General features: G+C 41.2%; 19 protein-coding genes. 7 read left to right on the top strand and 12 right to left on the bottom strand.

Annotated features, from left to right (window positions below; all coding sequences use genetic code 11):
- Window positions 1–132: 132 nt before the first annotated feature.
- The 6 genes from OH459_RS17840 (at window position 133) to OH459_RS17815 (ending at window position 7,744) form a co-directional block, all read left to right on the top strand.
- Window positions 133–309, top strand: coding sequence for a hypothetical protein (locus tag OH459_RS17840; RefSeq protein WP_189338783.1), 177 nt, complete (start codon window positions 133–135; stop codon window positions 307–309).
- Window positions 293–1,309 carry a P-type DNA transfer ATPase VirB11 gene (gene virB11 / locus OH459_RS17835; RefSeq protein WP_050921196.1) on the top strand — a complete coding sequence of 339 codons (1,017 nt, stop codon included), beginning with the start codon at window positions 293–295 and terminating at the stop codon, window positions 1,307–1,309. Before OH459_RS17840 ends, virB11 begins: the two co-directional genes overlap by 17 nt.
- Window positions 1,310–1,351: 42 nt before the next feature.
- Complete coding sequence (locus OH459_RS17830; protein ID WP_269987853.1) at window positions 1,352–3,091, top strand: type IV secretory system conjugative DNA transfer family protein; 1,740 nt, start codon at window positions 1,352–1,354, stop codon at window positions 3,089–3,091.
- Between the two features lie 10 nt (window positions 3,092–3,101).
- A complete protein-coding gene (locus OH459_RS17825; protein ID WP_269987852.1) occupies window positions 3,102–3,638 on the top strand; it encodes a conjugal transfer protein TraL in 537 nt (178 codons plus the stop codon).
- Between the two features lie 737 nt (window positions 3,639–4,375).
- Window positions 4,376–6,250 (top strand): hypothetical protein, encoded by a 1,875-nt coding sequence (locus OH459_RS17820; RefSeq protein WP_230844723.1) that lies wholly within the window; start codon window positions 4,376–4,378, stop codon window positions 6,248–6,250.
- A gap of 972 nt (window positions 6,251–7,222) precedes the next feature.
- Window positions 7,223–7,744 (top strand): DUF3379 family protein, encoded by a 522-nt coding sequence (locus tag OH459_RS17815; protein ID WP_047515446.1) that lies wholly within the window; start codon window positions 7,223–7,225, stop codon window positions 7,742–7,744.
- 277 nt (window positions 7,745–8,021) lie between these two features.
- On the opposite strand, the gene OH459_RS17810 is transcribed toward OH459_RS17815, so the two are convergent.
- From OH459_RS17810 to srlA (OH459_RS17755), 12 genes are all read right to left on the bottom strand, one after another.
- Window positions 8,022–8,786: an enoyl-CoA hydratase-related protein gene (locus OH459_RS17810; protein WP_047515443.1), complete on the bottom strand. Its 765-nt coding sequence runs from the start codon at window positions 8,784–8,786 to the stop codon at window positions 8,022–8,024.
- A 25-nt stretch (window positions 8,787–8,811) separates the two neighbouring features.
- A complete protein-coding gene (locus OH459_RS17805) occupies window positions 8,812–10,152 on the bottom strand; it encodes a membrane protein (RefSeq protein ID WP_029790199.1) in 1,341 nt (446 codons plus the stop codon).
- Window positions 10,152–11,780 carry an AMP-binding protein gene (locus OH459_RS17800; RefSeq protein ID WP_029790198.1) on the bottom strand — a complete coding sequence of 543 codons (1,629 nt, stop codon included), beginning with the start codon at window positions 11,778–11,780 and terminating at the stop codon, window positions 10,152–10,154. The genes OH459_RS17805 and OH459_RS17800 overlap by 1 nt, the downstream gene beginning before the upstream one ends.
- 395 nt (window positions 11,781–12,175) lie before the next feature.
- On the bottom strand, window positions 12,176–12,532 hold the full coding sequence (locus OH459_RS17795; protein ID WP_017188834.1) for a PTS glucitol/sorbitol transporter subunit IIA: 357 nt from the start codon (window positions 12,530–12,532) through the stop codon (window positions 12,176–12,178).
- A 6-nt stretch (window positions 12,533–12,538) separates the two neighbouring features.
- Window positions 12,539–13,510 (bottom strand): PTS glucitol/sorbitol transporter subunit IIB, encoded by a 972-nt coding sequence (srlE, locus tag OH459_RS17790; RefSeq protein ID WP_079325411.1) that lies wholly within the window; start codon window positions 13,508–13,510, stop codon window positions 12,539–12,541.
- The gene (gene srlA / locus OH459_RS17785; protein WP_017188832.1) at window positions 13,507–14,073 is read right to left on the bottom strand and encodes a PTS glucitol/sorbitol transporter subunit IIC; all 567 of its coding nucleotides are present in this window, start codon (window positions 14,071–14,073) and stop codon (window positions 13,507–13,509) included. Before srlA (OH459_RS17785) ends, srlE (OH459_RS17790) begins: the two co-directional genes overlap by 4 nt.
- Before the next feature lie 205 nt (window positions 14,074–14,278).
- A complete protein-coding gene (srlR, locus tag OH459_RS17780) occupies window positions 14,279–15,055 on the bottom strand; it encodes a glucitol operon DNA-binding transcriptional repressor SrlR (protein ID WP_017188831.1) in 777 nt (258 codons plus the stop codon).
- An 80-nt stretch (window positions 15,056–15,135) separates the two neighbouring features.
- The gene (locus OH459_RS17775; RefSeq protein WP_223295794.1) at window positions 15,136–15,495 is read right to left on the bottom strand and encodes a transcriptional regulator GutM; all 360 of its coding nucleotides are present in this window, start codon (window positions 15,493–15,495) and stop codon (window positions 15,136–15,138) included.
- A gap of 94 nt (window positions 15,496–15,589) precedes the next feature.
- Entirely contained in the window at window positions 15,590–16,369 is a 780-nt protein-coding gene (gene srlD / locus OH459_RS17770; protein WP_017188829.1) for a sorbitol-6-phosphate dehydrogenase, read from the bottom strand.
- 50 nt (window positions 16,370–16,419) lie between these two features.
- Complete coding sequence (locus tag OH459_RS17765; protein WP_017188828.1) at window positions 16,420–16,782, bottom strand: PTS glucitol/sorbitol transporter subunit IIA; 363 nt, start codon at window positions 16,780–16,782, stop codon at window positions 16,420–16,422.
- Between the two features lie 11 nt (window positions 16,783–16,793).
- Entirely contained in the window at window positions 16,794–17,771 is a 978-nt protein-coding gene (srlE, locus tag OH459_RS17760; protein WP_017188827.1) for a PTS glucitol/sorbitol transporter subunit IIB, read from the bottom strand.
- 13 nt (window positions 17,772–17,784) lie between these two features.
- Complete coding sequence (gene srlA / locus OH459_RS17755; RefSeq protein ID WP_017188826.1) at window positions 17,785–18,333, bottom strand: PTS glucitol/sorbitol transporter subunit IIC; 549 nt, start codon at window positions 18,331–18,333, stop codon at window positions 17,785–17,787.
- A 333-nt stretch (window positions 18,334–18,666) separates the two neighbouring features.
- Here srlA (OH459_RS17755) and OH459_RS17750 point away from each other — a divergent pair, with 333 nt between their 5' ends.
- Window positions 18,667–19,647, top strand: a complete 981-nt coding sequence (locus OH459_RS17750) for a KpsF/GutQ family sugar-phosphate isomerase (RefSeq protein ID WP_049536976.1) — start codon at window positions 18,667–18,669, stop codon at window positions 19,645–19,647.
- The last annotated feature ends 107 nt before the right edge of the window (window positions 19,648–19,754 follow it).

Raw genomic sequence — 19,754 nt, 5'->3', positions numbered from 1 at the left:
GATGGACCAACCACCTTCCTACTTAACTTACCTCAATACCAGGCTCGCTTTTGGCTGCAATAACGGGCGTAGCGCTTGTTGAGACAAAAGGAGTAACACGCTACGCGTGGATAAAGACTTTGGAGATTGTCCATGGAAACCCTAGCTGAATTTGATATCGCGCTCGCGCAGCGCCTCAACATCATCACCCCTAACTTTCTTGCTCATGCCTCACCGAAATTCGTCAATTATTGGCTTGAGGTGCAAAAAGAAATCGAGCAGCGAAGCACGCTCTATAACGCAGAGGATAGTCATGAACACCATCGATAAGGCCGCAACGGTCAATCAATTACTCAACATGACCGGGCTGCGCCACTACTTAGACTTAGAAGGACTCACCGAGATTGCCATCAATCGGCCTAACGAGGTGTGGTTTGATCGTGGTAACGGTTGGGAGCGCGACGCGCTGCCAAACTTATCATTAAACATGTGCAGCAATCTTGCAAAAGCGTTAGCCACGTTCGCGGGGCTGACCATTCCTCTCGGTGAAGCCAATCCTGTCGCCTCAGTCATTTTTCCTGATGGTGAGCGCGGCCAAATTGCTATTCCCCCTGCCACTGAAAACGGCATTGTCAGCATGACCATCCGCAAGCCTTCTCTCACTCGATTTGCGCTGTCGAGCTACCAAGAAAGCGGTCGATTCTCTGGCTTTAGAGAAATGGATGTGAACCGTGTTGAATTAACACCGGTTCAAGAGCAGCTTCTTACGCTCAGACAAAATGGCGACATGGCGCAATTTTTTAGCATGGCAGTAAAGAGCAAGCTCAACATCTTACTCGTCGGTGGCACTGGTTCAGGTAAAACCACTGTGATGAAAGCAATGGTGGATGAATACCCCACCGATAAGCGCCTCTTCACCATTGAAGATGTGCATGAGCTCGACTTACCTAACCATCCCAATCACCTTCATCTGTTTTACAAACAAGGCGGCTTAACCCCGAAACAAATCATCGAGTCGTGTATGCGAATGAAACCCGACCATGTGTTGCTGGCCGAGCTGCGCGGGGATGAGGCATGGACGTACCTTGAAATGCTCAACACCGGACACGAAGGCTCAATCACCACCATTCACGCCAACGACTGTTATTCCACACCCGCACGACTGGCGGGATTAGTGAAACAATCCGAAGTCGGCCAAACACTCGATTATCACCACATCATGCGAACCATTCGAACCAGCATCGATGTGATTGCCTTTTTCAAACACACTCACCTCGTCGAACTCTTTTACGACCCCGTCGAGAAGAATCGACTGTTAAGCGAGGGCTAAATCATGGCGCTATCGAAAAAGAAAAAAGGAATATTGTTCGCCATGTTCCTTTTTTTTACCCTATTGTGTTTAATTGGTGGCCTGTATGGTGGCGGCGCTGCCTATTACAAGCTCACCAATATCTCGTTAGAGCACCTGACGTATCACAGCCTCTTTGACCAGTGGCAAACTTACAGCCACAACCCTGACATCAAGAAGTTCTTGGTGATTGGTGTGGCCGTGAGTATCGCCATCACTTTGTTTCCAACGCTGATGGCTATCGTGATAGCCATTGCCAGCCAAGAAAAAGAAGAAATCCACGGCAGTGCGAAGTTCGCGACCGACATGGACTTGGCGAACTCAGGTCTTTTTCCTAACCCAAAAGCCAAGAACAGGAAGCCAAGCATCTTGTTAGGCAAGATGCCAACAGGCCGCTTTAAAGGCCGTTTCATCGAGCTAGAGAGCTCGCAGTTTGTTGAAGTCCCTGCCCCAACGCGGAGCGGTAAAGGGGTCGGCATCGTTATCCCTAACTGCGTGACCTATCCCGATTCGTTGGTTTGTGTCGATATTAAGTTCGAGAACTTGGTCAAAAGCGGCGGGTTTCGTCAGCAATGCGGCCAAGACGTTTTCTTGTTTGCGCCAGATGGGTATGCCATTGATGAGCAATCGCGAGAGCGCGAAGAGCTACGCACCCACCAATGGAATCCTTACGACTACGTTCGCAGAAGTCCCGTATTTCGAGTAAGCGATGTGCTCAATATTGCTAGCAGCTTATACCCAATTTCTGGGGATAAGAGCGATATTTGGAACGAATTGGCGGGTAAGCTATTTAAGGGACTCAGTTGTTGGATGCTCGATACCGAGTCCATCACAGGCATCACGCCCTCTTTGCCCTACGTGCTGAAACTTGGCGGCATCGAGGGAGGCTTAAGAGCGTGGATGCGCCGAGAAATCAAAAACGACTACGTCTCAGACGATGCTCGCTTTGAGTTCAATAACTGCTTGTCGATGGCTGAAGATACGTATTCGAGCGTTGAAAGTAACTTGCTTAGTCCGTTAGCAATATTCAGTGACCGAGTCACCGCAGCAGCCGTCAGCGGCTCCGATTTTGATTTTCGTCAGCTGCGCAAAAAACGCATGACCATCTACGTCGGTTGCCAACCCGCCAACCTCAAAAATTTCGGTAAGCTGTTCAACTTATTCTTCGAGCAACTTATTTCAGAAAACACCCGCACCCTACCTGAACACGACGACACCCTGAAATATCAGTGTTTGGGTTTGCTCGATGAGTTCACGGCCCTTGGTCGAGTCAAGCAAATCGAAAAAGCAATCAGCTACACCGCAGGCTACAACCTGCGATTTTTGACCATTTACCAAGACGAAGGTCAACTCGAAGAAGTGTACGGCCGAGAAAACGCGAAAAACATTCGCAAAAACCACGGCGTCAAGGTGGTGTATCCACCAAAAGAAGTGGACGACAACGTTCGCCGCCTCTCTGACACCTTGGGTACTAAAACGGTGAAAAAGCGCAAAATCAGCCGCAGTACGGGCAAAGGCTCAAGCCGAACAACCAGTGAAGATGAGCTGAAACGCCCGTTGATGATGCCGCATGAAATCGTTGAGCTTGGCTTTGAGAAGCATCCTATTGCGAAAGAGCTCGGTATCAAAACCCTGATTTTGAAAGAGAACCAACGCCCCTTCATTGCAGAGAAAATCATTTATTTTGAAGAGCCTGTGTTCGCAGAGCGAGTGAAATACTCCGAAGCAAATATCCCTGAAATCCCACGCCTTAAACTCCATTGAGGAACATCCCATGAAACACAAACTGTTTATGGTCGCTATCACAGCGGCGTTTTTATTGCCTGTTCAACCTGTGTTCGCTGCAAGCGACGATGAGTGCGCTATTTGGCTTTGTCTTCCAACTGGCTTTCCAAGTGGTTGCAGCGGCGCTAAGAAAGCGTTCGTAAAGCGTATTAAAAAGTTCAAGCCTCCCCTTCCAAGCTTTACGTCCTGTTTGTTTTCAGGTGACGTTCCTATTGGCACTCCGTCTAATGATTCCAAAATGTTTGCTCGCGATGGTCGTGCAGCCTACATCCCACCACGCGTTGAATGCGTGAAGTGGGAAACCGGCAAAGACTGGAGCCGATGCAATAAAACAGAAGTTCGACCGAGCCAAATCATTAAAGACCAGAGCTGCCATATTAACCACAAAGAGGGGACTTCAAGCCCAAAATACTGCTCGCATACCATCAGTTACGTTGAGACGTTCCAAGATGGCGAGCAGTACGGGGAAACCTATTACTTCGACAACGCAGGGAACACCTACGTCGAAGGCTCAAGCGAACACTAGGAGGCATTATGATGGTTTATATCGCGGAGAAAACTTCCCTCACCAAAGCCAACTTCAAACCGTGCTTAGCTTCATCAAAAAGCCGACACGATTGTTCATGCTGGCGACCCTGACGACGAAGGACAATTGTTGGTTGATGAAATACTTCACTATGCGTAAAACACCAATCTCCTTAAGAGTGAGTAGATGGTCTTTACCATATGCTAGGCAAGCACTATCAAAGATCCGGCAGAACCGTTCCAGTTCGCTTGGCACAGAATAATCAATACAAACCCATACACTCGAATGATAGTTTTATGGTTCACTTTATAATACGCTGGATTATAAGGATCGTAATGGAGAAACTAACATAGCTGTGACTGTATTAGATACTGACTTGAAAAAGAGCGTGTTTGCACTACATCGCGTTGACCACAAAGGTAATATACGAGAGAGAACAAGCAGAATTTTGTCTGAAAATTGCCGTTCATTGTCTATTTTTTCAATGTAAATAAGATAAAGACAACCCTTAAATTAATACTCTTTCTAGTGTATCGAAAGCCTACTCTTTCGGTATAAATCACCAAGCACAGGCTAATTCGCAACATTTAAAATCATTACCCCTTCTGAAACTTATAAAGTATACTGAAAAACGCAAGGTTGAGCATGTAGTTAGTATTACAATTAGGCAGTTGAGGGGACAAAGAAGAGCCATAGCCACTACCCTCACGCTAATTATGTCTTTAAGAAGTAGAGATATGAAATTCAAATCACCATTTTTAGTTTTGCTTGTTTTAGTCGGTTGCGGAGGAAACGACGATAATAATATCACTCCATCACAACCCAACCCTCCTTCTCCGAACCAAGGTATATCGATTACCGATATTAGGCTTAAATCTGAGCTTTATTCATCTCACCGAGAAAATGAGTATACAAGTCAAGATAGTTTGTTAGCACTAGCCTCAACAGATGGTGTGCTTGATGGGAGTCAAATATTTACTTGCTCGTGGAAAATTGACAAGAAGAAAGCATCCGACAGTTGTAACTATACACTTTCAAAAGGAGAACATATTTTACCAATAGAGGTTTCTATCAATCTCCAATATCATGACCAACCTTCTTCAACATTTACCAAGACTTTCCAGAAAGCTTTTCCTATTGATCAGGTTTCAAATGACTACAGTAAAGTAACCTTGTATAACGATGGGACTATTCTCGAATGGGATCACATCTTAGATGGTTCAATGGCATACCAAGCTGTCGGACGATTTCAAAAGCTACCTGCTGTTGAAAATTCTGGATTTAAAAAAATCTTTGCAACTCAATTCGCATTTGGTGGAGTCAAGAGCAATGAAAACTTTTATGTATGGGGACCTGTAAATCACAACAATGACCACCTCTCCTTTATTAACTCCGAAGGAATTAAAGATATAAGGGTTTTAGATCAATACTTCGCTGTATTGACAGAAGCGGGAAATGTCTTTTTAGTTGGTAAAGATGATAAGATTGAGAAACTACTGGTCAGCAGTGTAAACGCCATTTTTAGCAGCAATGAGAGTTTAGCGACTGAATCTGATCAGGGAGAAACATGTATCTTCAACATAAAAAACGGCAGTAAATCATGCTCAACCCTACTTGGTAGAGTTATTGAGTTTTCCGAATTGAAAAACTCCTACCTTGGCAATTATGCAATCTTAACTGACCAAAACAATCTCTATCGCTGGGGTTCTCTTTCTAACTCACAAGGGGAGCATGTCAGTGACGGTGTTCAATCTCTAATAAATAATGATCATGCCTTTGCTTATATAACGCAAGACAACAGTGTTGGTGTATGGGGAAATAGTGCACACGGAGGTACCTTCTCTTATGACTATTATACCTTCGAGCAACAATATGTTGCCACGGCTAAAACTTGTCGATTAGAAGAAGGTTATTACGACGTTGACCCTGTTTGCGGCTGGCGAAAAAAACAAGTCACGATTCCAGCACATTACGAACCTGTAAAAAAATCGGTTAGTTATAACTTAGAAGCCCCTTTAACCAACGTTAAGTCTATTGAGGCCGCATCTAATTCATTTGCAGCAACTACATTTGAAGGCGAAGTGGTAACTTGGGGTAGTATCTTTACAGGCGGCAACATTTACTCTGAGCCAGTAAAACATGATCACAAGTTAACCAACGTCGTAAACGTAGCTTCAAATGGTTATGGTTATTCTGCTGTTCTTTCCGATGGCGCTGTCATTTCATGGCAAGGGATTTGGGATTTGGATGCTAAAGTCGAGTTTGGTGAATACACTAAGTTTTATTACTACGACAACAATCGCCCAAGCTATGTAGGTTTTTCAGATATAGGGGGAGTCGATATATCCGGCAAAGCAGGAAAACTCTTTTCTAATGAAGGAGCATACCTTTTTGTAAAAGATTACCAATCTACCGAACAACCATATGTGATGGTAAAGACATGGGGTTTTAAAGAAGCCGGAGGTAGTTATAGAAACCAAAAAATTTCAGCAAGAATAGAACGGGTCGTCCCAGTTAACGCTGGTTTTACCCTATATACCGACAATGGTGATATTTATATTCTTGAAGAAGAACTACCATTAAGATTAGTTGCTCCAGCACGCCCATATTGATTTTTTGAACCTTAAGTGAAATCAAGCCCCCTAATATAGAAATAAGCATAAAAATGGGTATTCCTTCCACTAGGGTGTAGTGGATCCTTAGCAAATACAAGGGAGCTGTAAAGGCGTACCCGATTAGATTCTGTTTTTGAATAAGAAACGAAATTTTCACAAAACGGTTCATTACGGGGATAAGCTAAAACTAAAAACTAAAAACTAAAGCGGTAGCAAGTGCTAGAGTTTTATCACCATATAAAACTCTCACTAACTACCGTTTTCACGCGAAATCATACTTTCCTATCTTAATTCTCCGAAACCTTTCATGTAACTAAGTCGAACCAGGCAGCACCAATTAAAACCTACTCCTGTCGTTGAATATCCCAGAAGTTCTAAAGTCAAAAAATCCAAGCGATTGATTTTAAAGGTTTGCTTTGTTTCAAGTTTATTGGGTTGGTAAAACTATAGCTAGCAAATGCTCATAAAGTATTTTTCTTTAACACAAGGTTTAACCTTAACTAATGAGTTTGTACGGATACAAAAGTTAACTACATGCAAAATAATAACCCATTTTGTATGTAATATTTCTCATTTAGTCATTGTCCAATAAAGTCAATATCTTCAGTTTTTCTTGGTTTATGAGTGCTCATCATAAGCTTTAAAGAATCATACCCTGAAAACTTATGCGTTTTTATCTCGTTTTAACTTGTAGAAGTTGTTCACAATTAAAAGAAAGCAAGGTTGCTAAAAACCTAATCGTTTATTAACATCCTCCAACTGAATCGTTTCAGCAAGGATAACGGAGGCATTATAAGATAAAACTCAACCTAACACACATATGAGACTTTCATTGGTATAATCCCTAGAAGAACAAAGCGTAGTACTTGTAAATTACAGTAATAGCGAATTTAGACGTGCACGTTAACAATTGAAAGTCATATTCAATCAAACCCTTCTTTGCGCCTAAAAATTAACATTTAAATAAAGATGAAAACATTAAAGGAACATTTCGCACAAAAAAATACGATAATAGTACTATCAGTGGCTTTTTTAACCGGTTTATTTATTAGTCAAATAGAATGGAAAAATGTTCTCGTTCGTAGTGCTAACGCAAGCCTCGCGGACATTGCCATGAAACGAGTCACAAGAGATCACGATTTTGTAAAAAATATAAAAGAAAATGTATCACTCGACGAAATAAACGCCAAGTTAAGTCCTTTTAATTACGAATTTTCAAAAAATATTCCTTACGACGTGCGCTATTTGAACCATTGTGGGTTTGGCGGTGAAGATGCGTTATATCTAATACTGCAAGGTCAAAAGGGAAATATTAGCGTTTTCTTAACTAATGTAACTAGCACAGATCCATCCTATAGCAATAAGGTGAATTACAGTACTCTTACTATGCCAGTTGGAAAGTCGAGTATAATTTTGGTTGGTGGATTAGAAGAGGATCTAAAAACCGTAGCCAATGCGCTAACCACTATAGTTGAGCCGATTAAACAATAAGATCGAGCCTTTACTATTGTGTTTATATTGAAAGAAGTAGTGGCCAACCGATGATTTTCAGAGCTTCGATTCCACTGTTTAGACAAGCAACATCGTAGCCAGAATGATATACATTTGAGCCCCCTAAAAAACCTTTTGAGAGTACTAGTTATCTGCCCTCTTAGCATCCATCATCGCGGTCTATCTATTACTCCTTTTTACTTTTTAGATAGACCGCACTATACATCTCCTTGTCTACCTTTGCTCATAATCTCAAAGGTGAAGTTCTATAATTAATTTAGCATCCTTGAAACTTCGGGGCGCGTTTTTGTAAAAACGCATTCATTCCCTCTTTCTGATCTAAGGTTGCAAATAGCGAATGAAATGCTCGTCGCTCAAACAACACTCCTTCACTTAATGGCAGATTATCGGCACGGTCTATTGCTTCTTTAGCCAATATAACAGAAGGTTTGCTATAACCAGCGATTTGCTTAGCAGCTGTAATTGTTTCCTCTAACAGGTTATTAGATTGTATTACTCGAGCTACAAGACCCGACCTTTCCGCTTCATATGCATCCATCGACCGCCCCGTCAAAATTAAGTCCATTGCTTTTGATCTTCCAATGAGGCGAGGAAGTCGTTGTGTTCCTCCAATGCCGGGGATAACACCCAATTTAATTTCTGGTTGACCAAATAATGCTGATTCTGCAGCAAAAATAAGATCGCACATCATCGCCAGTTCACAGCCACCACCAAGCGCATAACCTGAAACAGCGGCTATCTTTGGTGTTCTGATTGCACAAAACATATCCCAACCTGAAAAGTAATCTATGCTCAACATATCAACGTAGCTTTTATCTGACATTTCCGCGATATCAGCTCCTGCTGCAAACGCTCGTTCAGTCCCTGTTATCACAAAGCATCCGACCTCCGGATCTTGGTCATACTTAGTCAGTACTTGTATAAGCTCAGACATAACCACAGTATTTAGTGCGTTCAGTTTATCTGGGCGATTGATAGTAACGAGTATGACACGGTCTATCTTTTCAATTTTAATCGTCATTACTTAGCCTCCTAGAAGTAATCATTTAAGAATCCCAAATTGCGCCATAAGCGGGAATTCCTCGACTTTCTAAGCCGAATACCACTTCTTTAGTAAGTTTCTGATTCGATATGCAGATAACCGCTTCAGCATCAAATTTTTTATATGCTGCATAGGCTAGTTTCACCATATCCGGCTTTCCTTTTTCAGTTGTATCCCAGATATCTGCATCAGGCTGAACAGAAAGAATTTCATCAACAAGTTCATCGCCGTACGTTTTTCGGGGCGATCGAGTTGACCAAACCAAATGCATTGGTACTTGTTTAGCTAATAGATGAGGTAAACATGGGCCGATACCACTACCTGTTGCGATATATACTACGCGCTTAAAAAGAACTTCTATATTAGCAACCCCGGCAGTGGGTATGCCTTTCACCCACAGATGGTTGGGCTTCGTTTTGATTAGCTCTCCAGTCCAGTCTCCCGCGCGAGATACAGTTAATCGATAACCAGACTGGCCAGGGCTCGGAACATTAGCAAAATGATGCCACTCCATTAAAGGATTAGTACTAATCGCGGTCGATGAACCAGCAAAAGGGGTTACACCATAGTCAAATTTTAACAACGCGACATGATCTGACGGAGTTTCAATATTAACCGGCACACGGCGAAGTCGGAACCAAGGTAAAGCAACGCTCAATGTCACAATGACTAAAGACCAGAATGAGAAAGAAGACAACATTAATGCGCTTGCAGTCAATTCTGGTTGAAGGTCTGCGCCTAACAAGAAGGTTTGAACCCAAAATAACGTAAGTAAACTCCATCCTCCAAAACGGTGTGTTTTTTCAAACGCATTATGATATTTCTTGCGAATGTTAGGTAATGCCATAAATACGAGCAGTATCAATAGCGCGAGAATCACGTAACTGACACCGATAGTAAGACTTGAGATAGACGTTAAATCATACTGGTAACTATAAGCCACACTTCCAGCGAAAATTGTAAACCATGCAGTGGCAGCAATCGCACTGCCGCTATGAAGCCCGCCATGGTGATAGATCTTCCCTAAGTGCCAACGAATGCTCAAAGGCCAAGAAGTTGGTGCTCTTGTCGCGAGCCAAAATAAAAAGTTTATGACATATTGTTGCCGAACTAAAACAGCAACGGTTAAGTTCAATACAACCATATTTGCGATGGTTAATAACGCTATTGACTGAGCCGAGAACCAAGCAGCGTTCACGACCCCATACCATAGTGTTGCTAGATTCATAACGAGCACTAAAAACATGAGTCGGTAATAATGCTCCATTGCAGGATAAGACCAAACACGACGAAACCAAGATGTTTGCTTTGGCAATACAATGTTATTTTGTTCAAGTGAATTCATTATATGCCTTCCATAAGAGGTGTTTGTGACTGGACGTACAGAGCCAATAACTGGCGTTTGTCAATTTTTCCTCTTGAAGTTTTAGGCAATGACTCAAGAGGGACAATAACTCTAGGAATGCAATAATAAGGAAGGTGTTTTTTAACAGTCTCTTTTGCTTGTTCCGGGTCAATATTTCTAGGAGTCACGAAGGCAATAAGAGTTTTGCAATCAACCTTTAACGTTACCGCTTGATGACAAGATGGTGTCTTTTCCAATACTCGAGAAACGGAATCCAACTCGACTCTGAAGCCAAGGATTTTGACTTGATCGTCTGTCCGCCCTAAATGCAACAACTCACCCTGTTCAGTCCATCTACCCAAATCTCTAGTGCGGAACATTTTGTAATCACCGCCAAGAAATGGGTCTTGACGATAGCGGTCGTTGTTGAGCTCTTCATTTCCAATATAACCAGCAGTGACGCATAAGCCACCAGCCCACATTTCACCGACCTCACCTATAGCACAAGGCTTTAGATCGTCATTCAATATATACACAGTGTTATTGGGTGTCGGCTTTCCTATTGTTAGTTCATCGCAATTCACTGAATAGTGCTGAGCAGTGTTAATAATTGTAGTTTCAGTCGGTCCGCAGGAATTATAAAAACGGCAGAAGGAAGCCCAAGTATCAGCTAATGGTTTAGGACAAGGCTCACCCGCTACCGCAGCAACTTGGATGGATTGACAGCTTTCAGGGTTTAAACTAGCTAGTATTGAGGGTGTTGCTATAACTGCATCTGCTTGACTAACCGTCTCTTGGATATTTTTACCGCGTATTAATAAGGTTGCACCATGACAAAGTGTGACAAAGATTTCCCATGCACACATGTCAAAAGCAATACTTAATATCTGCCCTACTTTCATCCCTGGGGTTATCCCAAGGTTACCTGGCGATGTCATCACAATATTTGCGACATTTTTGTGCGTAACTTGTACACCGTTTGGTGTGCCAGTAGTACCTGATGTAAACAAGATAAAACATCTTGAGTCGGAACTTACTATTGGCAGCTCTAAGTTTTCAGCTACGTGTAATGTTTGGAGTAATTCATCTAAGTAGAATAACTTTTGACTTTCACATTCTGAAAGAAGATCGGAAAAATCAGATAGTGTTAAAACAACTTTGATTTTTGCTGTATTTATCACATGCTTTAATACTCTCGCAGGCGCAACTCCCGCATGTTGAGGTACATAACAAGCACCAAGTTTAAGTATCGCAAGTATCCCTATAATCATAGGAATAGATCTCGTAAGAAATAAACCTACTGCATCTCCTTTTTCTACGCCATGTACACGTAAAAAAGCGGCTAAAGCGTTGGCTTTTTCATTTAGTTTTTGATAGGTAATAGTCTTATTGTCATGAACAACTGCAATATCATCAGGTTGTATTTTAGCTATCGCCTCAATTGCAGTATGTAAACACGAATATTTGGGAATTGCAGAGGGACCTTGCCCGTATTCCTCAAATAAAGCTTGATCGTCCGCAGACAACTCTGAAAACGCCTCATAAAGAAATGTGAATCGTTGTGTCGATCCAACTAATGAAGATCCAACAAAACTGTTGAGCTCTGGCTGTAACGTTGGGGCTTTCACTGACTTCTCCTTGTTATTAGTTTTCCCTCAAATTAACAGCAGAAACTCACAAAAACTTCACAGATAAAATCTTTATTTATCATAAAGTTCTCACACTTTATTTTCCCCAATGATAAGTTATGTTGACAGGAAAAATAACATCATTCTTTTAATATCAAATTTCAAGAACATTCAGAGCGATCGGAAACTTTCTTATGAGAGAAATTCAAAGAATATATTGGAAGGCAAAGGAGACTGACGAAGAAAAGACATCAGACAATGTCTAAAAATCGAGAAAATACACCATCGTTTTTGCAATCGTAAGCGGCGTCATTACAGTGTTATGGTGATTAAAGTAAACTAAAAGCCATCTGTAATAGTTTACGAAGCTCTATCGTTCAATTGAATTACTTTTATCAACCAAAAATTAAACTGTCTCCTTCGTTTAGCGTCACGAGCTTAGGTCCTAATAAATGGATTGTTCCAGGGAGCTCTGGTTCTCGTCGCCCATCAAACTTTAACGTAACATGACCTAGTTTCGCTAAGTTGAGATTCGCAGCATCCCCTACTGCAGTGATAACGTATGCGAAATCACCAATTAACAATGTCGTATTATGATTTATCTCTCCTACGAGAAATGACTCCGAATGAATAAAACAATAATTTTGGACTTCTAGTGGAGCTTTGCGACCAAATAAAATAACCATATCATCTTCAAGAGAATCTTTGGCGTATTCTCCTACCGAAACAACTTTAGTTTGATATTGAAACATAACCCCTCATTGATAGATAAAAAGTGATACGGCCCATGCAACTAAAACAGTGGGCGCACCAGTTAAAAACCGAGAGTACAATACTGCGGGCACACCTACTTGAACGGTTTCAGTCTTTGCTTCTGCTAAACCTAAACCTACAGGAATAAAGTCACAGGCTGCTTGGGCATTGATTGCAAACAATGCTGGTAGTGCAAGATGTGGAGGAATGGTTCCCATTCCAATTTGCGTACCGACTAACACCCCTATAACTTGTGCAATGACGGCCCCTGGACCAAGAAAGGGAGATAACAAAGGAAACGAACAAATTAGCGCAATGGTTAGCAGTCCAATGGGATTGCTTGCTAAAGGTGCTAAAGCATTAGCTATCAAGTCCCCTAATCCGGAAGCTATGATGATACCAATAAGCATCGATACAAACGCCATAAAAGGCAAAATTGTCTTTAAAACCGTGTCGATAGTTTCTCGACCTGCTTGGTTTAATGTTGCCATTACAGATCCCATACCCATACCGATCCGAGCTAAAAGTCCTTCAGTTTGTTGCGATAGTTTTTTACTCGTATCGAAATTTTCTTCACTGATATAATGATCGCAATTGGTTTTATCTTCAGTTTCAAAGGGTTGCATGGAGAAACTACCGCTACATACGTTTGAAACATAAATGTCTTCTCGAATGTATTGTGCTAAGGGACCACTTTTTCCTGTCGCATGAATATTCAAAGTAGGTATTCCCTTCTTTGGATATAGACCACAACGTAACGTACCACCACAATCAATAATAACAAATGCAATATCTTCATCGGGGACGAACATTTCAAAACCATCGACAGCTTTCATCCCTGTAAGAGCTACAACTTCATCAATAAATTTGGGGCGAATACCAGCAGTTATAAAAACTATTTTTTTATTTGGATTAACCGGTATTGACAGCGGTCCCCCCCAACCACCCGGTCCAGGTGTTACTTTTAACACTTTCATACCTTCTCCTCATCAGTATGAAAATCAACTTTATCGCTTAAGGCTACTCCTTGTTGCTTTGCTACAAAGCTCGTCGTTAAATCGGTAATCCATCCTCTAAAGAAATTTGTTACTAAGCCAACTAACAAATATGAAATTGCCAAAGGACCTAGCGGTAAATTTTGCTGAACAACCCCAGCAGCAACACCGAGATAGATAAAAAGCTCTCCAGGATTAACATGCGGGAACATACCATTCATTGTATGGCAACTATAAGAGGCAGAAGCATAATACGACGGTTTATACTTTTCAGGTAAAAATCGCCCTAAACTCAAAACCATTGGGTTGCAAAAGACAAAAGTACCTATAGTTGGTAGAAGCAAATATCGTGATAAAGGATTTGAAGCACTTTTTTGCGCTAGGCGTTCGATCCGGTGTTGACCAATGAATCGTGTTAGCGCATTCATTGCAACGAGCAAACATACGAGTAGAGGCAGTACATCAGAGACCATTCTGCTGAATACCTCCCCTCCTGCCTCAAACAAACCAATGAACCAGTTGGCTCCTTCGACGATCCAATCCATATCATCATTTCTCAAAGACAAAGCAATTATTGTTACAGTGTTTCGTTTATTGACACTTTGAAAAAGAGGAAAAATAAAAAAGCGTGAATTTAATCACCAGAGACTTTCATTTTAAAAGCTAAAAATTGAAATAGGCAACATAATGAAAACTACATACAAAAAAAGGAAGCATAATAACTTCCCTTCGTTCAAATGATGTTCGCTATCATCCCGCAGCAATTATGACTTCAATACCTTTACTTTCAAGAAACTGAATATCTTCCTTTCCGATCTGAGCGTCCGTGACTAGTATATCGATCTTGTTTAAAGGAACGACAACATTCGGGCTACGTCGTCCAAACTTGGATGAATCTGTTACCACAATTATTTGGTGTGCAGCTTGACACATAGCTTGACTGACCTGATACGCCTCATTGTAAGTAGTAGTTCCTTGAGCCAAATCAAATCCATCAGCTCCGATAAAGAGTTTATCGAATGAAAATTGTTTAAATGCCTGTTCTGCCAAAGTTCCATGGAAAGACGCAGATTTGCGCCGGTAAGTCCCTCCTGGTACCAATACGGTATGCTCTTTTTCAAGATTTGCTACTGCATTAACAATATGGATACTATTGGTCATTAATGTTAATGCCATTACACGTTCAAAGTGTTCAACCATCTGTAGTGTGGTACTACCACAATCAAGTATAATTGAGTCTCCGTCATTAACTAATTGCGCAGCTTCTCGAGCAATGAGGCACTTACGTTCGAGGTTTACTGTTTGTTTTTCGTCCATAGAACGATCTTCGGCATTATTTGCACTAAGCAGACAAGCTTCTGCTGCACCATAACGACGTACGACCAATCCCTCATGTTCTAAGGAGCGTAAATCGCTTCGTATAGTTGCGCCAGATGTTTCGAAAGTATCAGCTAGGCTGTTCACGGATGTCTTACCATTGGTACGCAGGAATTCTAACAACTGCGCTCTTCTGTTATCTAGATTCATAGCATCGACTTAATAATTAAATACTTATAGTCTATAACACTTACCTTTCAATTTAAAAGACAATGAAAAACAATCTTTCATTATTGCTTGGAAATTGCGACGTTTAACGCTTCCTGAACATTGAGTTCAAGTTTTGTCAGAAGTGCCGGTGAAATAGGAATCTTTTTACCAACCAATAGTGATAATACTTTAGGACGTGCAAATACAGACATTCCTTTCATAACTCTAGCGTCAACGACATGATTTGAATCGTCTTGAGCTAACACAACAACTGTACGAGGCTTCCAACGCCTCTGAGTCCTTCCAATTTTAACTCGCCCTTTTTTCGCCATACTTTGAAGCATACGGTTAAAAGCACGAATCTGTAGGAACCCAAGGGTAATCTGCAAAACCCAAGCAATAACCGCCAAATAGATTAACATCCCAGTAAGATCCATCATTCACCTCCTCTCAGAAAAAAAGGGCAAGCATAAGCTTGCCCAATATTGTTCGCCCTCTTAGTTGGAGCATTGAGCATTATCCATGGGGGATGGATTAGAACATCACTTGACCACCGGTAATATTGACCGACTGTCCAGTGCAATACGAAGCTTCATCACTTGCATAAAACTTCAACACATTCAATACATCTTGATATTCACAACCCAATTTCAAAGGTACTTTATCGATGTACAGCTGTTCAACTTCAGACTCAGGAACTCCAAGTTTTTTAGCATACTGCGGCAATAGCGACTGAAACATTGGACTTTTTATTAAGTTACCTAGCATTAAAGAATGCACTGTTACGTTATGTTCTGCTAAATCCAACGCTAAAGACTGAGTTAGACCAACCCCACCAAATTTGGATGCTGAATAACCGCTATTGTGTTTCGAACCAACTTTACCCGATTTCGAGTTAATCTGTATAATCCTGCCTCCTCGTTTTTCACGGATCATTATTTTCGACGCCTCTCTGGCGCAGAGAAAATACCCAGTAAGGTTTACATCAATAGACATTTGCCATGCATCTAGAGGAAAACTGTCAATTTTCGCGGCTTGCGCCACACCTGCGCTATAAACAAGTAGATCAACTCGCCCGAAATGATCATCCACACTCTTAATCATATTTAAAACGCTATGCTCTTTGGTCGCATCGACTTCAACTCCAAATGCGCTCTCAGATCCATATTCTTGATTGATTTTTTTCGCCACTAACTTGGCGTTATCGCCATTCAAATCTGCGACAGCGATATGGTATCCCTCATCAGCAAGACCTAGACAGATAAACTCACCCAAGGTCTGACCACCACCAACAACCAAAGCTACTTTACTCATTTTCAACACCTTACTTACAAAATATTCATCTATACTCAAAGCACTAATATTTAATTTAAAAAGACAATTTCTTCACCGCAGATCACCCTCTGAGGTCGTCGACCTTTTACATGCAAACATCCTGGATATTGCGCTTCATTTGATGCATCGAACTTAATAGTAATATGTCCCAATTGAGCCAAGTTTTGGTTCACGACATCACCTACAGCGGTTATTAGATATTGCTGCTGCCCGAGTTTGAATAAACCACCTTGCGTTATCAGACCTTTCAACTCATCGTGATCATGGATAAAGCAATAATCCGCAGCATCGCTTGGAGCGACTTCGCTAAAAATGATCATCATGTCATCTTCTAGGGCGCAATTAGCAAACTCCCCAACTCTTTTAATTTGTACTTTATAAAGAGGTAGCATTCATATGCTCCTTATTGATAGATAAACATTGAAACAAACCAAGCAACTAAAACAGTTGGGGCTCCCGTCAAGAAACGTGAGTACAAAACTGATGGAACCCCAATCTCTACAGTTTTCGGTTTTGCTTCCGCTAAACCAAGCCCGACAGGAATAAAGTCCGCTGCAGCTTGTGCATTAATGGCAAATAAAGCCGGTAATGCTAAATGAGGGGGGATATTTCCCATACCAATCTGAGTTCCAACCAAGACACCAATGACTTGTGCAATAACGGCTCCAGGACCAAGGAAAGGCGACAACAAAGGAAACGAGCAGATCAATGCTAACGTGACGAGACCAAAGGGATTTTGTGCGAGAGGTGTCAATGCATTAGCAATCAAATCCCCCAAACCTGAAGCCATAATGACCCCAATTAACATCGATACAAACGCCATAAAGGGAAGAATTGTCTTCAGAACAGTATCGATCGTTTCGCGTCCCGCTTGAAAGAACGTTGCCATAACTGAGCCCATTCCAATACCAATTTTGGCAAGCAAACTATCACTTTGCTGAGATAACTTCTTAGTCGTGTCGTATGTACTTTCTACCTTTAAATCATCTGATGTTGATGCTATTTTTCCACCTTCGGAACCAACTAACTCAATATCAGTATCTCGTACACCAGAAACATAAATATCTTCCGTGATAAACTGCGCAAGCGGACCACTCTTACCCGTAGAATGAATATTTACTGTTGGTATACGTTTTTTAGGATATAGACCACAACGTAAAGTCCCCCCACAATCGATTACAGCAACTGCAACCTCATCATCCGGAATACTAGTTTTAAATCCATCAACGGCTTCATATCCCGTTAGTTCGCAGATACGATCGACAATGCTCGGTCTAGTACCACCAGTGATGTAAACTACTTTTTTGTTATTTTCGACAGACAACTCAAGAGGACCACCCCAGCCGCCATTGCCTTTGTTTATGCGTAAGACTTGAAACATTTCTATTTCCCCACTAGCTAAAATGAACTTCACGCTCTAACTGAACACCTTGCTGACGCTCAACCAATGCTGTTGTAAAATCGGTGATCCACCCACGAAAAAAGTTAGTAATCATACCAACCAACAGATAGCTCACAGCAAGTGGACCTAATGGCAACCCGAGAGTAGTGAGTCCACTGGCGATACCCAGATAAACAAAGAGCTCGCCAGGGTTGATGTGAGGGAATAAACCGTTCATTGAATGGCAACTGTATGAAGCTGCAGCATAATATGATGGCTTATAGCGCTCTGGAAGAAAGCGCCCTAAACTCAACGTCATGGGATTACAAAAGATAAATGTTCCAATAACTGGGAGAACTAGGTACCGGGACACAGGATTACCTGCGCTACGTTGAGCCAATTTCTCAACTTTGTCCTGACCTATTAGGCGGATGAGTGCGTTCATCGCAACCAATAAAGAAATAAGAAGAGGCAAGATCCCGGCAACCATACCAGAAAACACTTCGCCCCCTTTTTGAAACAGTCCTATAAACCATTCCGCGCCATTAATTATCCATTCCATAATTTACCTCGTTGTTTTGATTAGTTCTGTTTGTCCTCTTTTTCATATTTTCATTTTAACTTTCACTGTAAAAGCTTTGATTTTCATTTTGATGACAAAGATCACAACAAAATACAGGTTAAATAAAATCTCAAGAGAATAGCAAGAACTAAAAATAAACATTTTCATATATAAAACAATAAGTTAAAAGGGATTAATCACAAAAATAAAAAATCGCTCTGTTTATTTCTCTTTTTCATTATTGCTAATCGTTAGTTTTATGATGTATAAATCAAACATTAACTTTCACAATGAAAATTTTATAAGTAACAAAAACAGCAAAAAGGAATACATATGAGTCGAGATGCTTTTGTAGAAGAGATCTTCCTTCAGGGACGCCATATCGTTTCTCAAGAAATTGAACAAGCAAAACGCTTGATACCAACTTTGAGAAATTCTTTCGTAGACGTATGTCAGACAATACTAAAATGTAAAGGAAAAGTTATAGTTATGGGGTTGGGGAAATCAGGGCACATTGGGAAAAAAATAGCTGCCACGCTCGCATCTACGGGAACATCAAGCTTTTTCATCCATCCAACGGAAGCTCTACACGGAGATTTAGGGATGGTCGATCGATCTGATTTGATAATGTTAATCTCAAACTCAGGGGAGACAACTGAATTCAAAATAATACTGCCTTTATTGCAAGCGCAAGGAATAATCAGCGTCGGAGTCACTGCTAACCAAGAAAGCTACTTAGCAAAAAATAGCAACTATCCCTTGGATATTGCATCAGAAAAAGAAGCATGTCCTTTTGGTTTAGCACCAACGGCTAGTGCAACTAACACTCTAATATTAGGCGATGCTATCGCATTGACCGTTATGAAATTACGTAACTTTGATCATACTGATTTTGCGCGCACACACCCCGCAGGCTCTTTGGGTAGCCGATTACTAACTACAATAGAGCAACTTTTAGATGAACAGCATAAAAGTGCATTTTGTTACCCAACTTCAACAATACAACAAGCAGTAGAGGTGATGTGTAAAACAGGTTACGGACTATTAGCTGTTGTCGAAAAAGGAAAAGTAGCAGGAGCTTTTACAGATGGGGATCTACGCAGGGCATTTACGAAAGGTGTATTATCTAACACAATATTGAGTAACGTGATGACAAAGAATCCTACTTGCATCACTCAATCTAGTCTATGCACTGAAGCTTTAGAGTTGATGGGTAAACTCGCCATTACAGCTCTTCCCGTATTAGACAGAAAAGGGGCTTTTGTAGGCGTCATAAACCAACATTCAATCCAAAAAGCTGGTATTTTCCAATAACTATCAACTTAAAGATCCATAATACCATCACGCATATTATTAAAAATAAGCTAGAACGCCTCTGCTCATTATGTATTTTTAATACTTTTATCAAACCTGAAAAGAAA

Origin of the sequence: Vibrio sp. MM46, from assembly GCF_027587135.1 — a bacterium.
GTDB lineage: Bacteria > Pseudomonadota > Gammaproteobacteria > Enterobacterales > Vibrionaceae > Vibrio > Vibrio harveyi.
Note: the sequence above shows the minus strand (reverse complement) of the source record. Positions and strands in the feature narration are given on the sequence as shown.